This window comes from Streptomyces sp. NPDC002926, from assembly GCF_053591755.1.
In genome coordinates, this window is sequence record NZ_JBSFUK010000010.1 from 217,000 (window position 1) to 231,327 (window position 14,328).

Here is a 14,328-nt window from a genome sequence, read left to right on the forward strand (position 1 = left end):
AACCGGGGCAGAGAGCCACGCAAACACGAAATCAGTTCCTATACTTCGCTGAAGGGACAGCGGCGTGACGGCCGCGACCACATCCGTGGGGGGAGTCGCACTGTGCGTCAACGCGTACCCGCACCGCTCACAGGGCGCAGCTCGCCCTCGACCGCCCTGGACGCCACCGGCCAGGAATCACCCGGCGACACCGCCCGGCCACGCACCCGCAGGCCGCCCGACCTGCTGCGACCCGACCTTCTTCTCAGCTGGCTGCCGCTGCTCCTCGGCATCGGCCTCTGGCTGTACGCGCTGCCGCGCATCGGATTCCGCTCCATGGGCGACTACGGCCTCCTCGACCGGCTTCCCGCCGCCTTCTACCTCTCGCTACTGGTTCTGACCTGCGGCTTCCTGCTCAGTCTGCGCCGCGCCGGTACCGCCCCCTGGTGGCCCGCCGCCTACTGCGTCGGACTGCTCTTCGCGCTCAAGGCGGCGCCCGCCGTGCTGTACGACTCGGTGCGCTACCCCTGGGCCTCCAAGCACGACGCGGTCATCAACCAGCTGCTGCTCAACGGCGAACTGCGGCCGAACGCCGCCCTGTCGGGCAACATGTCGGCGTACGACCAGTGGCCCGGCTTCTTCTCACTCAACGCCGCCCTGGTGCGCACCTTCGGCCTCCAGGGCGCGACCGCCTACCTCAACTGGGCGCCGATCGTGCTCGGCCTGCTGGTCATGCCGGTGCTGGTCCTGATCTACCGCACCTTCACCGAGGACTGGCGGCTGGTGTGGACCGCCCTGTGGATCTTCCAGGCCGCCAACTGGGTCGGGCAGGACTATCTGGCCCCGCAGGGCTTCGCCTATCTGCTGCATCTGACCGTACTGGCCGTGGTGCTGCGCCACTTCGTACGGCCGGGATCCGCGGGCAGACTGCGCGACCGTACCTGTCTCGATCCGGTGGCCGCCCCCGTGCCGCCGCCCACCGGGGTGCGCCAGCGGGCCGTCTGCATCGCCATCCTCGCCCCGCTCATCGCCGCGATCAACGCCTCCCACCAGCTCACACCGGTCATGCTGTGCGTCTCGCTGCTCGGCCTGACCCTCACCCGCCGCTACCGCAACTACGGGCTGCTCGTCGTCGCCGGGCTGCTGATGCTGATCTGGGACCTGACGATGGGGCGGCCGCTGTTCGTCGAGACGCTGGGCACCCTGCGCGACTCGATCGGCGATCTGATGCAGAACTCCCGGGCCGGGTATGCCGGTCAGCTCACCGGGCCCGGGCCCGAGCTGGCCGGGCGCGCCAATGTGGTGATGGTGCTTGCGGTCGCCGCCCTTGCCGGGATCGCGGTGGTGACGCGGCGCCGCCTGACCCGGAGCGCGTTGCCGCTACTGCTGGTGTCCGCCGCTCCCGTACCGATGTTCGCCGTCAACGACTACGGCGGCGAAATGCTGTTCCGCGTCTACCTCTTCGGGCTTCCGGGCGCGGCGTTCTTCGCGGCGGCGGCACTCGTTCCGGCTGTCGTAGGGGCCCGCAGGCCGCTCACCCGGGCCGGTGCCGTGCGGCGCCGGATCGCGGCCGTCGCACTGCCGCTGGTGCTGATGGCGCTGGTCGCGGGCTTCATGCCGTCGTACTACGGCAAGGAGAAGATGTACTACACGGCGCCCGCCGAGACGGCGATGGTCACCCGGACCATCGACCGGGCCGCGGAGGGCACGCTGATTCTCGCCACCACCGGCTCGTTCCCGCAGGCACTGCACCGCTACGACCGGCTGGAGCACTGGTTCTTCGCCGAGCAGGAACTGCCGGAGAACGAGAAGATGCTGAAGGACCCGGCCGGATATCTGGCCAAGGGGATCGCGCGCGGCACCAAGGCGTACGTCATCCTCACCCGGACCCAGGACATCTACACCGCGGGCGAAGGCCTGCTGCCGCCCGGCGGCTTCGCCGCGCTGCGCTCGCGCCTGTCTGCGTCACCGCTGTTCAAGGTCGTCGAGGAGCAGCCGTACGGCGTCGTACTCGAATACCGGCCAGGAGACCCACGAGGCTCCCGAAGCGGGGGGATCACCCGATGAAGGTCCATCAGAACCAGCTCAGAGCGGCCGTGGCGGTCTCCGGTTGGGTGGCCCTGGCCGCGACCCTGCTGCCCGGCGGTTCGCCGCTGCGCTGGATACCGGTGCTGCTCTTCGTCTGTTTCGGGCCCGGCTTCGCCATGCTCTATCCCCAGCCCAGCGGACTGCGGTCCGGCGCCCGGCTGGAGGCGTTCGCGCTGGCCGCGCCGATCAGCCTGTCGCTCGGTGTGCTCACCGCCACTTCGCTCTACCTGGTCAGGGCCTTCTCGGCCACCGCCTTCCTGGTGGCGCTGGCCGCCTTCGCGACCGTCGTCGCCGCGCTGCCCGGCCTGCCGCTGCCCGCCGCCACTCAGGGCGCCGCCGAGCGGGTCAAACGCAGGCCCGCGGGCGGTGGCTGATGAACGCCCGCCACGCGGGGCCCCACAAGCGGGCATACACCGCCGTCGTCCTGGTCGCCGTGGCGCTGCTGGTCGCCGGGCTCGGTGTCTGGGCGGGTGACCTCGACGGTACGGCGGGGAAGGGGGACGACGCCCGCTCGGCGGGCCGGGATCTGCCCCGGAACGCGGCGTCCGGCGAGCTGCCGACCGGGTCCTGCGCACCGGACGAGAAGCTGGTCGCACGATGCGGGGCCTGGTGGGGCGCCTACATCCCGTACGACCGGAACAGTTCCCTCACGGAACCGGTGTACGCGTTCGAGAAGAAGATCGGCCGCAAGCTGGATCTCGTCTATACGTACCACGACATGTCGGGTGGCAAGGCCGACGGCCAACTGCTCACCGCCGACGAGCAGGAGCTCGGCAGGGACCGCCTGCTGATGCTGGCCTGGGAGTCCACGGTGTGGAAGGAACCGCACCACGCGAACTACACGGAGACCCAGCTCGGCTGGAAGAACATCGCCTCGGGGAAGTACGACGCCGGGATCATCGACCCGCAGATCCGCCGCCTCAAGGCGTACGGCAAGCGGGTCTTCTTCTCCTTCGACCAGGAGGTCGACGCCCGTATCAAGGAGGGCGCGGGCACCCCGGCCGAGTATGTCGCCGCCTACCGGCATCTGCACGACCGGTTCCGGAAGCTGGGCGCCGGCAACGTCGTCTGGGTGTGGACGGTCTCCGGCTATCTGGGCAGCGCCGACGTGATGAAACAGCTCTATCCGGGCGACGACTACGTCGACTGGATCGGCATGGACCAGTACAACTACTTCGGCTGCCACGACACCACCGACTGGAACGACTTCGACGAGACCCAGCGGCCCACCTACGACTGGCTGCTGGAGAACATCTCGGCGGAAAAACCGCTGATGCTGGCGGAGTTCGCCACCGCGCCCGACCCGGCGGATCCGGACCGGCAGCGCGGCTGGTACTCGGCCATCCCCGAAGTCATCGGGACCATGCCGAAGGTGAAGGCGATGGTCCACTGGAACCGGGCGACCTCCGCCGAGGCGAAATGCGACCTCACCGTCAACGAGGGCCCGGCGCTGGAGGGTTACCGGAAGGCGGGCGCCGACCGCTACTTCAAGCAGGCGGTGCCGACCCGCTGACAGCACGTGGGCCGGTGCGGCGGCGCCGTATCGCGGCACCGGCCGCCGCTGCCGCGTACAGCCCGGCGAATCCGGCGAACACCGGCAGCGCGGCGGCCGCCACCGTGTCCTGTGCCGCCCACCCGGCCACCGCCAGCACCCACACCGCGCCCGCCGTGAGCCGCTCGCCCGCGCCCGTCGCGCGCAGCGTCACCGCCGCGAGCCCGAGGCAGAGCACCTGGAGCGCGGCGGGCAGCACGCTCAGGACGCCGGCCGGGCCGTCCAGGCCCGCCGCATCGGCGAGGAAGTCCGCGAGCGCTTCGGCCCACGAGCCCTCGGCCGGCTCCGGCCGGATACCGAGCAGCAGCGGCGAGGTGTGCAGCGCGGCGACGGTCACCAGCAGGGCCGCGCCGGTCAGGGCGGCCCGCGGCCGTTGGAGCGCGACGGCCGCGCAGTACACGACGACCAGCAGGATGCCCGCGGTGAGCGTGACCGGCGGCAGCGCGTCGAGCAGTTCGCCGCCGGACAGCCGGTGCCGGCCGAGGTCCTCGGCGCGGGAGAGCGGAGTCCAGAAGAGCGCGGCGGCCAGCCCGAGCCACAGCCACAGCCAACTGGTCAGCCCGACCTCGTCGCCGCCGGATGCGGCGGGCCGCTCGTTCGCGGGCTCGTGCACGTACACAGGAATGCCGAGTGCGGGTGTCGCCGTGTCGTGCCCGCCCCGCAGGTACGTGGTCCGGTGCGCCCAGTCGGATCCGAACTCCCGTTCGTCCCGGTCGGCCCGCTCGCGCCGCTCGGCGGCCTTCCGGGCCCAGTTCGTGCCGTACTCGATCTCCTTCCCGGGCCCCCGGTGCAGCAGCCGGCCCAGCCGCGAGGGCTTCGGCTCGCGGCCCGCCAGCGCGGCGCGCAGCCCCGGCGCCGACACCGCGGCCATCAGAGTCATCGAGAGCAGCATCGCCAGGCCCGCTCCGGGGATCCCGACGGTGCCGAGCAGCAGCGTGGCGCTGCCCAGCACCAGCGCGCACATCGCGCCCTGCAGCGCCGCGAGCACGCCCGTACGCCCCTGTACGCGCAGCACTCCTATGTACAGCTCGACCGCCACCCGCGGCAGCGCGGCCGCGGCCAGCAGCCGCAGCACCGTGGTGCCGTGCTCGGCGTAGGTGTGGCCGAACGGGGCGAGGATCTGCGGGGCGAAAAAGACGAGGAACAGCACGACCGGCACCAGCAGCACGGCCATCCGGCGCAGCGCGCCGCGCACCCCGGCGGCCAGCGTCTCCGGGTTGTGCGAGGCGTGGGCGGTCAGCGAGGAGGCCATGTTGATGGCCATGAACTCCATCGTCCCGCCGACGGTGTACGCGATGTAGAAGTACGCGTTGTGCGCGGCGTCGAAGTGGATCGCGACCATCACCGGCAGCAGATTGATCATCGCCAGCGAGAACAGCGACCCCACCGAGTCACCGGCGAGGAAGCGCCCGATCTCGCGGAGGCCGGGCGGTTCGCGGTCGCTGTCGGCCGCGGCCTGCCGCGGGATGAGCCTGCGGAAGATCAGCCAGCCCAGCGGCAGTACGGACAGGCCGATGGCCGCGGCCCAGGAGACGAAGATGCCGAGGACGGGCATGGCGGTGGCGAAGAGAGCGAGCAGCAGCAGCTTGCCGATGGAGAAGACGGCGTTGCCGACGGGCACCCACACGGCCTTGCGCAGCCCGGTCAGCACCCCGTCCTGGAGGGTCAGCAGCGCCCAGGCGACGCAGGACGCGGTGAAGACCGCGCCCGCCGTGAGTCCGCCGAGAGGCGCGTACGAAGGCCCCCAGAGGTCCAGCGTGAACAGGAACGCCACGGAGGCGAGGCACACCACCAGCGAGCTGGCCGCGTACGCCCGCCACACCAGCGGCCCGGTGGCCCGTCCGGCCCGTGGCACGTACCGCACCACCGCGCCGATCATCGTGGTCGCGGTGATGGAGGCCAGCAGCCGCATCGCGGCGATGGCGGCAGAGCCCTCGCCGACCGACTCCTTGGTGTAGTACCGGGCGGCGACCAGCCAGAAGCCGAGGCCGAGCGCGGCGGAGACGCCGGTGGAGAGCATCAGCGCGTAGGCGTTGCGGAACATGGAGTCACCGCTGGGTGCCGCGCTCACCGGCGCTTCGGCCGCCCCGGACAGGTCCGGGGCGGCCGGCGGCACGGCATCCGACGGCTTGCGCAGCCGGGTGGTGTCAGACACCGTGCTCGCCCTGTGTGGGCGGCGCGGTTCCGGCTCTTCCGGGCGGCCGGGCGGGCCGTGCGCGCAGTTCCGTGAGGACGGATATCACCTGTTCCGCGCGGAGCGGATCGACGGGCAGGGCGTGCCGGGCGAACCAGGCGGCCGGGCCCGGCGCGGGCGAGGGGTCGGTGAAGACCTCGCCGGCGTACGCGTCGAGCGGCGGGTCGTAGAGGTAGCCGACCGTGATCCGGCGGCGGGCGAGTGCGGCGATGGCCGCGTCACGGTCTTCGACCAGCAGCGGCACCCGGAACAGGGGCTGCGCCGGTCCCGGCCGCGGCAGCGCCCACTCGGTGGCGGACAGCCGCCGGGTGCCGGCGAGGTGTGCGGCCAGCCGGTGGTCGAGGCGGGTCAGCAGCCGATGCGTACGCCGCAGCCGCAGCCCGCCGGGTCTGAGCCGGTAGTCGTGCATGTCCACGCGTATCCAGGAGTGGAAGTCCGCGAGCGCGGGTGCGGCGGACATCGCCTGCTTGAGCTCGCCCGGCCGCAGTTCCATCCGGATGTCCTCGCGCTCCTCGAGACCGAGCAGCCGCTGGGTGGCGCGGGCTGCCCGGACGAGTCGCAGTCCGCGCACACCGGCCTCGGCGTACGGTCGCAGGCGGTAGGAGATCTCCGCCGACAGCCGTGCCGGTTCGAGGAGTTCGTCCCGTGCCCGCTCCAGTGCAGGCCGCAGCGCCGGATCCCCGACGGCGAGGAATCCGCCGGTCTTGGCCCCGGTGTGCTTGGAGAGGCTGAATACGGAGGCGTCACCGAAGGTGCCCACCGGCCGCCGGGCCACCTCGCTGCCGATCGCGTGCGCGGCGTCCTCAATGAGCGGGATACCCAACTGGTCGCAGCGGGCGCGCAGTTCGGGGACCGGATCGGGATTTCCGTAGAGATTGGTGGTGATTACGGCGGACAGCCCGCGCCATACGGAGTCGGGGACGGCGGCCGTGTCGATGGACCCGTCCTCGGCGCTGAGCGGGGCCTGGACGGGACGCAGTCCGGCGGCGAGCACCACGAAGAAGATGACGTCGTCGTTGACCGGTGACATCAGCACCCGCCCGCCGGGCGGGCACCAATGGCGCAGGGCCACATAGAGCCCGATACGGCACGACGGCACGTACAGACATTCCCTGCCCAGACGGCGGCCCATCAGCGCTTCCAGTGGTGCGTACGCCGTAGGGCAGCCCTCCCCAAGAGCCATGTTCGTCCCCCCACCTACCCCTGGCTCAATGTGGACCAATCAGGACTGCCCCGTCAATAACGGGGAAGGGCCCATTCCTTGACGGAATGGGCCCTTCCAACGGCCTGGGCGGCGCGTCCCCGTTCACTCCTCCAGCGTCAGGCCCTTCCGGAGCCTGACCAGCGTGCGGGACAGCAGCCGGGACACATGCATCTGCGAGATTCCGAGCTCCTCGCCGATCTCCGACTGCGTCATGTTGGCGACGAAACGCAGGGAGAGGATTTTACGGTCCCGTGGCGGAAGGCTTGCAATCAGCGGCTTCAGCGACTCGACGTACTCGATGCCCTCGAGTCCGTGGTCCTCGTAGCCGATGCGGTCCGCGAGCGCGCCCTCGGTCTCGTCCTCTTCGGGCTGGGCGTCCAGCGAGCTCGCGGTGTACGCGTTGCTCGCGGCCATGCCCTCGACGACCTCGTCGTTGCTGATGCCGAGCTGCTGCGCCAGTTCGCCGATGGTGGGCGCGCGGTCGAGCTGCTGGGCGAGTTCGTCGCCGGCCTTCGCGAGGTCGAGCCGCAGCTCCTGGAGGCGGCGCGGTACCCGCACGGACCAACTGGTGTCGCGGAAGAATCGCTTGATCTCGCCCACGATGGTCGGCATCGCGAAGGTCGGGAACTCGACGCCGCGGCTGAGTTCGAAGCGGTCGATCGCCTTGATCAGGCCGATCGTGCCGACCTGGATGATGTCCTCCATCGGTTCACTGCGGGAGCGGAACCGGGAGGCGGCGAACTTGACCAGCGCCAGGTTGAGTTCGACGAGAGTGTTACGCACGTAGGCGTACTCGTGCGTGCCCTCCTCGAGGGACTCGAGGCGCCCGAAGAGCGTCTTCGACAGGGCGCGCGCGTCAAGGGGCCCCACCTCGTTGAAGGGAGGGATCACCGGGAGCCCGTCCAGCCCGTCCGGGCTCTCCAGGTTCTCCAGGTTCTCGGATTCGATTGCGGGGGTGGGCAGTGCCGACGGCACGGTGGGGGTACGCGATGCGTCGAGCCGGGGTGCCATGGTCTCCTCCATCGTTCTCGGCATATGGCCGCCGATGCCAATACCTGTCTGCTGCGGTGAGCGGCGCCTCCAAAGCCGGCCGTGTCGGTTGTGTCTTTACTAGGCCTACCCGGTCGGCATGGACAGTTGCAAGTGTCATATGTCCTATGTGTCGGATTTGGTAGAGAGTTCGGCTACCCGTCGGCGTACGAAAGGCGTACTGTTCGTCGGGCGTCCGCGCTGTCCACCGACGGTGCTCGACGCAGGGAACGACACTCGGATGACATGACGGCGACGCGGCGCACGACGCAGCGCGACACGGCGAAGAGGGACGGGCATGGACCGCGGGACGGTCGGCAGTGCGAACCTGGGCCGGCTTCAGGTCGAGGTTCGCACCGAAGGTCACAGCGAGGTGGTGAAACCGGCGGGTGAGTTGGATCACCACACGGCCGAATTGTTGCGCGCGCCACTGGACGAAGCGCTCGATCAGGGCCGGGTACGACTGGTCATCGACTGTTCGGAACTCGAATTCTGCGACTCCACCGGGCTCAATGTGCTGCTCGGCGCGCGACTGAAGGCCGAGGCTGCCGGGGGCGGGGTCCATCTGGCGGGGATGCTGCCCGTGGTGGCCAGGGTTTTCGAGATCACCGGGGCAGAGGCGGTTTTCACTGTGCATGATTCCCTCGAAGCGGCCCTCTCCGGCTGATCGTCCCCCCTGTTGTCCGCATCACGCGCGCCGCGTAGGCGTGGTAGGTGTTGTCAGCATTCGGCAGGGCAGGAGAACCCCGCGGAAGGTTGATAACTCAGCACTCTGTGTAGTCATGTCATGGCAAATCGGTGAATCGGTGAGGTGAAGCGCTGATGAGCACCACCCGGCAGCAACCGCCGGGCGACGCCGGCCCCGAGCCGAACGGCGCCGGCCCTACCTCCCGGGCACCCGGCGGTGCGGTGCGCAGTGTTGCCCTGGGCAGCGCCAGCGGCATCGTTCCGCTGGCCCGCGATTTCACCCGTCAGGCGCTGCGCGACTGGGGCTGGCTGCCCGCCGCCAGCGCCGACCGGCGGGCGGCGGCCGAGGATGTGCTGCTGGTCGTCTCCGAACTGGTCACCAACGCCTGCCTGCACGCCGAGGGTCCGGAAGAGCTGAAAGTCCGCTGCGACGGGAAAGTGCTGCGCCTGGAAGTCTCCGACCGCGGCGCGGGCCAGCCCTCCCCGCGTACCCCGCACCGGGCCGGACGGCCCGGCGGACACGGGATGTTCATCGTCCAACGTCTCTGTCTGGACTGGGGAGTTGTACGAGTGCCCGGCGCGCCGGGCAAGACGGTCTGGGCGGAACTCGCCGCGCCGTCGTAGCGCGCCGCGCGGCGGTCCGCGACAGGTTCTGAATCTCTTGTAGAGCACGTCAATACGGCGTGCTCTTTGTCTTCCCTCCCCAAGGTCCCAGGCGTACCTTGAGCGCCCGATCTGATGTGTCGTCAGTAACTTCGGGGACATCCGGCAGTAACTTCCGGCATGAGGGGAACTCGAGGTGTCGTACCAGAAGCGGACAGCTCTCTCGCTGGCAGCAGCGGTGGCGGGCTCGGTGGTGCTGATGGCCGCCCCTGCCGCCCATGCCAGTGTCGTTGACGTCGACTACCAGTGTCAGACCCCGATCGGGCCAAAAGGCGCGGTCTCGCCGATCGACATCAAGAGCGTCAGGAGCGGCACCGGCTACCGGCTGACGATGTCCTTCCAGAAGGGCGTCTCCTCCAGCCCGGTGGAGCTCGGCAAGGGCGCGATGAATCCGAGCGCGCTGATCAGGCTGGGAGGCGCGGAGGAAGGCTCGGTCACGGTCTCCGGGCCCGCGAACGAGACGGCGATCCCGGCCAACACCCCCATCAAAATCAATGACTTGACGGGCACGTACACCCCGAGGAAGAGCGGCAGGGCCACCTTCACCGCGGGAGTGCTGACGATCAAGGCGCTCGGTACGACGACGACATGCACGCCCAAGAACAACCCCAGGCCCTCGCTGGAACTCGACGTCAAGGCCGCGGGCGGCGGTTCGGGCGGCGGCGGTTCCGACGGCGGCATGCAGAACGCCCAGTCGGGCGGCGAACTCCCCAGGACCGGCCCGCTCGACTCGGCCCTCGCGCTCGGCACGCTCGGCGGGACGGTCCTGCTGGCCGGGGCGGCCGGGGTGCTGTGGCTGACCCGGCGCGGACAGCGCACCGCGAGCTGACCCGTGCACGTGCGCTCACGCCTCGCCGCCGCCTTCGCCGCGCTGCTGTGTGTGCTCTGCGTGCTGTGTGCCCCTGCCGTGTGGGCGTCCGGCGGACCGACGTGGACGGCGCAGCCGGCGGCGGGCGGTGGCAGACCGTACGTCTATATGGAGGGCGTGCCCGGCACCGTCCTCGAGGACAAGCTGTCCGTGACGAACCGGGGCGCGGAACCGCTCGCCGTCCGGCTCCGGTCCGCCGACCTGATCAACACCGCGGGCGGCGCGCCCGCCGTACGGGGCCCGCGGCGCTCCGATGCCGCGAGCACCTGGATCACGCTCGCCGCGAACCGGCTGACGGTCCCGCCCCGGACCAGGGCAGAGGTCCCCTTCTCGGTCACCGTCCCTGCGGGCGCGCTCCCCGGCGACCACCCGGGTGCGGTCGTGGTGGAGTCCGGCGACCGTGAGGCGGGCGTACGGATCCAGCTGCGCGTGAGCGGCCCGACTCTGGCAGCGCTCACGGTCGAGGACGTGTCGGTCTCCGGTGGCGCGATCCACTACAGCCTGGTGAACCGCGGCAACACGGCCCTGACCCCGCGCCTCGCAGTCCGGGCGGACGGCCTCTTCGGCGAGGTGCTGCGCCGGCCGCCCCGCACTCTTTCGGTGGAACTGCTGCCCGGCCGGCGCGTATCCCTTACGGAGAAGTGGCTGGACCCGCCGTCGCTGGACTCCGTGGACGTCCGCGTCCAGGTCACGGCAGAGGGCGCCGCTCGGAGCGAGGCGACAGCATCGGCGGCATTCGTCCCGTGGCTGTGGGTGGCGGCGGTGGCAGTGGCGCTGGTGGCAGCGGTCGGCACCCCAACCTGGCTGATGTACCGCCGGCATCCTGCGGATCCCCGCCCGACGCCTGAACAGACCAGCAACGAGGACGAGTCGGCGAGGTCGGGAGCATGACGATGTACGAAGCCGGCGTGCCCGGAGCCGACGCGGCCGGGGGCCGGGGGCTTGTCCCTGATTCAGGGAAGGCGCGGGGTGGGGGAGTCGCCACGGCCGGCGCCCCGAAGACGCTCGTCCTCCCTCCCGTCCTCCTCACCGCCCTGCTCCTCGCCCTGCTCCCTCTGCTGTTCCTGCCCGCACTCCCCGCCTCCGCGGCCGACACAAAGCCCGAGGTCAAGCTCTCCCGGGCGCAGGCCGGCAAGGGCGGCGACATCACCGTCAGCGGCACCGGATGGCGGCCGGGCACGCTCCTCATGTTGCTCATCTGCGGGCAGGCTCTGCCCGCCGGAGGCGTGATCGGTGGCACCAACGCCTGCGCCAACTCCGACGGCCGCGCCGTCACCACCGACGCCAAGGGGTCCTTCAGCAAGGAGATGCCGGTCGCGGAGCCGCCCAAGCCCTGCCCCTGCGTCGTGCACGTGGCGACCGTGACCGGTGAACAGACTGTCGTCGACGCCCCGTTCACCGTCGCGGGCCATCCCACCGCGCCGCTGCCACGGCAGACCGGCGCGGGCAGGCTGGCCGTCCTCGCCGCCGCCCGGCTCGAGGGCGACTCCGGCGTCCTCGTCTTCTTCGGCGCCCCGCCGTCCCGCCGGCTCGAGTTCACCATCGGCAACCTCGGCTCGGCGCCTGTGCGCGACCCTGTCTTCCAGGTCGGCACCGCGCACGGCGTCTTCGCCCCGCAGTGGGAGGAGCAGCAGTGGCGCGGCACCATCGCGCCGGGTCAGAAAGTGCAGGTCAAGCTGCCGGTCCAGCTGTCCGCCGGGTCGCACGGCGACTACCAGGTCTCCGTGAAGTACGGCACCAAGGTGCTCGTCGAGCAGCCGTGGGGTGTCGGCCGGCCGTGGGGCGTCACGATCTTCTGGCTGCTGCTGGCCGTCGTCGTACCGGCCGCCGTCTTCCGTATCGGCATGGCGATCGTGGACCGCCTCCGCCCGCGCGGCAACGGCCGCCACCGCACCGTCCAGCTGCCCGCGTTCCGCCGCCCCGGCTCCCGGTCCCGCACGCGGCCTCCCGCGACGCCGAAGAGCACCACGACCACCACGGCGGCTCTGCCGTGGTTCACACCTGACTCCGCACCGTCAGAGAACCGGTCCACGACGAAGGGACATTCGTGAGCACGCAACGGAGGATGAGCGCGGCCGGAGTCGCGCTGATGCTCGGCGGCGCGGGGATTGTGCTGGCCGCGAGCCCCGCCCAGGCAGCCGAGGTCTCGTACAGGACGGAGTGCATCCCACCGCCCATCTCGGGCCTGCCAGCCGTTCAGGGCACCACCAAGGTCGAGATCACCGCGCCGGCCGAGGCCAAGGTGGGCGATGAGGTCGAAGTGGTGTGGAAGTTCGTCGAGGCGGCTTCGAAGAACCCCGACATCATCGACCTGGAGAAGGACACGGTGAAGCCCACCGGCACGCTCAAGGCGGCCGGCGCGCAGACCGCGGACATCGCGATGGAGGGGTCGCGGACGAACCCGCCGATCCCCAAGAACAGCCCGATGAAGCTGTCCGACATGAAGGGCAAGGTCAAGCTCACCAAGGCGGGCGAGGTCACGCTGACGCCCGACGCGTACAACATCAACGTCTCCAAGCCGATGTCCACCGACACCAAGTGCACGCCGAAGGAGACGGTCAAGGCCGGGGCGACGATCAAGGTGTCGGACGGCGGCGGCACGTCCGGCGGCACGTCGAGCGGCGGAACCACCTCGGGTGGTACGACAACCTCCGGCGGCACGACGTCCGGAGGTACGAACTCCGGTGGTACGACCTCTGGCGGTGGCGACGGCGGCCGGAGCGACTTCCCCGGCAAGGAGGTCGCAGTGACCTTCGCGTGCAAGTCGCCGGGCCCGGCGAGCATCAACTCCAAGGTGACGATCAACGCCAAGAAGAACGGCGGCAGTTACGACCTGGTCGTCAAGACCGCCAAGGGCGTCATGAACAGCCCGGCGGCGCTCCCCGCGGGTGCCCTCAAGCCGTCCATGGCGGTCCTTCTCGGCGGCGTCGACAAGGGCACCGTCCCCGTCACAGGCCCCGCCAACAAGGACCCGCTGGAGCAGGGAAAGCCGGTGGACCTGCCTGATATGACCGGGACGTACAAACCGGGCGCCAGCGGCAAGTCAACGCTCAGCCCGGGCACCCTCACGATCGACGTCACCCTGGGCGGCCAGAAGATCGGCATCCCGTGCACGGTCAAGGGCTCGGCGGCCGTCTCCCTCGAGCTCGACACCGCGGCTCAGCCGGGCGGCGCGTCGGGCGGCGACAGCAGCGGCGGCACCACGTCCGGCACCACGTCCGGCGGCCTCGCCCAGACGGGCGCCGAGGACAACGGCGCACTGCGCGCACTGGCCCTGGTCGCCGGCACGGTGATCCTGCTGGGCGGGGCGGTGTTCACGTTCACCCCGTGGCGCCGACTGCGCGGAATCCGCTGACCTGCCCCTGAGCAGCACACTTCCGGCCCCGCCCCGGGCGGGCGGGCCGGAAGTGGATCTTTCTCAAGTATTGCTCAGATCGGCCCGCGCAGGTTGCTTCGCCATGATCCGAGTGGATACGTTCCCTGCATTCGCCCGAGCTGGGGCGAAGTTGGCTGATCGGCCGGAATTGCAGCTCGACGAGACATGACCCTCCGTCGCGCTGCCCGGCCGCGGAAAGGAAGCACATGCGCTGGGGGAAGAAGTTCGCCACGGGAACGCTCGCCGTGATGATGGGGGCTGCGGGGACCGGACTGATCGCGGCAGCTCCGGCTCAGGCGGCCGGCAAGTACAGCTGTAAGGGCTACGCGTCGATGGACAAGCTCGGGCGTCCCACGGCCTACTCGACGTGCAAGGCCGGCGGCGGCAAGGCCGTCAGCAAGCACCGGGTGAAGCTTACGTGCGACCAGGTGCAGGGAGCCCGCGAGCACGTGGTGACGCACACCGTGTACGGCCCGTGGGTGGGCCCCGGCCAGAAGTCCAATGTTCGCTGCGGCTTCAAGAACTATCTGCGTGGGTTCGGCGTTCAGGCGAAGTGACCGACACAGGGTGAGAAGGGACTGGCCCGGCACGCTGAGCGTGCCGGGGGCGCCGCCGCGATCAGGTCGGGCGTGGGGGGGTGGGGCCCCCCCCCATCGAGTCTGAACAAGAGGGGGTGCAGTTAGTATCG

At 70.5% G+C, this 14,328-nt stretch carries 13 protein-coding genes; 10 read left to right on the forward strand and 3 right to left on the reverse strand.

What is annotated here, in order from left to right; genetic code table 11:
* The first annotated feature begins 102 nt into the window (after positions 1-102).
* Genes ACWDZ6_RS18800 through ACWDZ6_RS18810 form a run of 3 tightly spaced genes read left to right on the forward strand, consistent with a single transcriptional unit; the run spans position 103 to position 3,580 of the window.
* The gene (locus ACWDZ6_RS18800) at positions 103-2,046 is read left to right on the forward strand and encodes a hypothetical protein (protein ID WP_451503743.1); all 1,944 of its coding nucleotides are present in this window, start codon (positions 103-105) and stop codon (positions 2,044-2,046) included.
* Positions 2,043-2,441, forward strand: coding sequence for a hypothetical protein (locus tag ACWDZ6_RS18805; protein ID WP_451503744.1), 399 nt, complete (start codon positions 2,043-2,045; stop codon positions 2,439-2,441). Before ACWDZ6_RS18800 ends, ACWDZ6_RS18805 begins: the two co-directional genes overlap by 4 nt.
* Positions 2,441-3,580 carry a glycoside hydrolase family 26 protein gene (locus ACWDZ6_RS18810; RefSeq protein ID WP_451503745.1) on the forward strand — a complete coding sequence of 380 codons (1,140 nt, stop codon included), beginning with the start codon at positions 2,441-2,443 and terminating at the stop codon, positions 3,578-3,580. The genes ACWDZ6_RS18805 and ACWDZ6_RS18810 overlap by 1 nt, the downstream gene beginning before the upstream one ends.
* On the opposite strand, the gene ACWDZ6_RS18815 is transcribed toward ACWDZ6_RS18810, so the two are convergent.
* From ACWDZ6_RS18815 to ACWDZ6_RS18825, 3 genes are all read right to left on the reverse strand, one after another.
* Entirely contained in the window at positions 3,555-5,774 is a 2,220-nt protein-coding gene (locus ACWDZ6_RS18815; RefSeq protein ID WP_451503746.1) for a lipopolysaccharide biosynthesis protein, read from the reverse strand. The two genes, ACWDZ6_RS18810 and ACWDZ6_RS18815, sit on opposite strands and share 26 nt — an antisense overlap.
* The gene (locus ACWDZ6_RS18820; protein ID WP_451503761.1) at positions 5,767-6,945 is read right to left on the reverse strand and encodes a DegT/DnrJ/EryC1/StrS family aminotransferase; all 1,179 of its coding nucleotides are present in this window, start codon (positions 6,943-6,945) and stop codon (positions 5,767-5,769) included. The genes ACWDZ6_RS18815 and ACWDZ6_RS18820 overlap by 8 nt, the downstream gene beginning before the upstream one ends.
* Positions 6,946-7,119: 174 nt before the next feature.
* Positions 7,120-8,028: an RNA polymerase sigma factor SigF gene (locus tag ACWDZ6_RS18825; RefSeq protein ID WP_451503747.1), complete on the reverse strand. Its 909-nt coding sequence runs from the start codon at positions 8,026-8,028 to the stop codon at positions 7,120-7,122.
* A gap of 316 nt (positions 8,029-8,344) precedes the next feature.
* Here ACWDZ6_RS18825 and ACWDZ6_RS18830 point away from each other — a divergent pair, with 316 nt between their 5' ends.
* The 7 genes from ACWDZ6_RS18830 (at position 8,345) to ACWDZ6_RS18860 (ending at position 14,197) form a co-directional block, all read left to right on the forward strand.
* Entirely contained in the window at positions 8,345-8,713 is a 369-nt protein-coding gene (locus ACWDZ6_RS18830; protein ID WP_389182284.1) for an STAS domain-containing protein, read from the forward strand.
* Positions 8,714-8,868: 155 nt separating this feature from the next.
* Positions 8,869-9,357, forward strand: coding sequence for an ATP-binding protein (locus ACWDZ6_RS18835; protein ID WP_451503748.1), 489 nt, complete (start codon positions 8,869-8,871; stop codon positions 9,355-9,357).
* Positions 9,358-9,532: 175 nt separating this feature from the next.
* On the forward strand, positions 9,533-10,225 hold the full coding sequence (locus ACWDZ6_RS18840) for a peptidase (protein ID WP_451503749.1): 693 nt from the start codon (positions 9,533-9,535) through the stop codon (positions 10,223-10,225).
* Positions 10,226-10,228: 3 nt separating this feature from the next.
* Entirely contained in the window at positions 10,229-11,155 is a 927-nt protein-coding gene (locus ACWDZ6_RS18845; protein WP_451503750.1) for a COG1470 family protein, read from the forward strand.
* A complete protein-coding gene (locus ACWDZ6_RS18850) occupies positions 11,152-12,315 on the forward strand; it encodes a hypothetical protein (RefSeq protein ID WP_451503751.1) in 1,164 nt (387 codons plus the stop codon). Before ACWDZ6_RS18845 ends, ACWDZ6_RS18850 begins: the two co-directional genes overlap by 4 nt.
* A 14-nt stretch (positions 12,316-12,329) precedes the next feature.
* Entirely contained in the window at positions 12,330-13,619 is a 1,290-nt protein-coding gene (locus ACWDZ6_RS18855; RefSeq protein ID WP_451503762.1) for a hypothetical protein, read from the forward strand.
* A gap of 227 nt (positions 13,620-13,846) precedes the next feature.
* A complete protein-coding gene (locus ACWDZ6_RS18860) occupies positions 13,847-14,197 on the forward strand; it encodes a hypothetical protein (protein WP_326650324.1) in 351 nt (116 codons plus the stop codon).
* Positions 14,198-14,328: the final 131 nt, after the last annotated feature.

Coding starts and splice junctions, on each gene's coding strand:
- ACWDZ6_RS18830 (WP_389182284.1), top strand. CDS start 8,345: ATGGACCGCGGGACGGTCGGCAGTGCGAACCTGGGCCGGCTTCAGGTC.
- ACWDZ6_RS18820 (WP_451503761.1), bottom strand. CDS start 6,945: ATGGGCCGCCGTCTGGGCAGGGAATGTCTGTACGTGCCGTCGTGCCGT.
- ACWDZ6_RS18825 (WP_451503747.1), bottom strand. CDS start 8,028: ATGGCACCCCGGCTCGACGCATCGCGTACCCCCACCGTGCCGTCGGCA.
- ACWDZ6_RS18810 (WP_451503745.1), top strand. CDS start 2,441: ATGAACGCCCGCCACGCGGGGCCCCACAAGCGGGCATACACCGCCGTC.
- ACWDZ6_RS18850 (WP_451503751.1), top strand. CDS start 11,152: ATGACGATGTACGAAGCCGGCGTGCCCGGAGCCGACGCGGCCGGGGGC.
- ACWDZ6_RS18805 (WP_451503744.1), top strand. CDS start 2,043: ATGAAGGTCCATCAGAACCAGCTCAGAGCGGCCGTGGCGGTCTCCGGT.
- ACWDZ6_RS18860 (WP_326650324.1), top strand. CDS start 13,847: ATGCGCTGGGGGAAGAAGTTCGCCACGGGAACGCTCGCCGTGATGATG.
- ACWDZ6_RS18835 (WP_451503748.1), top strand. CDS start 8,869: ATGAGCACCACCCGGCAGCAACCGCCGGGCGACGCCGGCCCCGAGCCG.
- ACWDZ6_RS18855 (WP_451503762.1), top strand. CDS start 12,330: ATGAGCGCGGCCGGAGTCGCGCTGATGCTCGGCGGCGCGGGGATTGTG.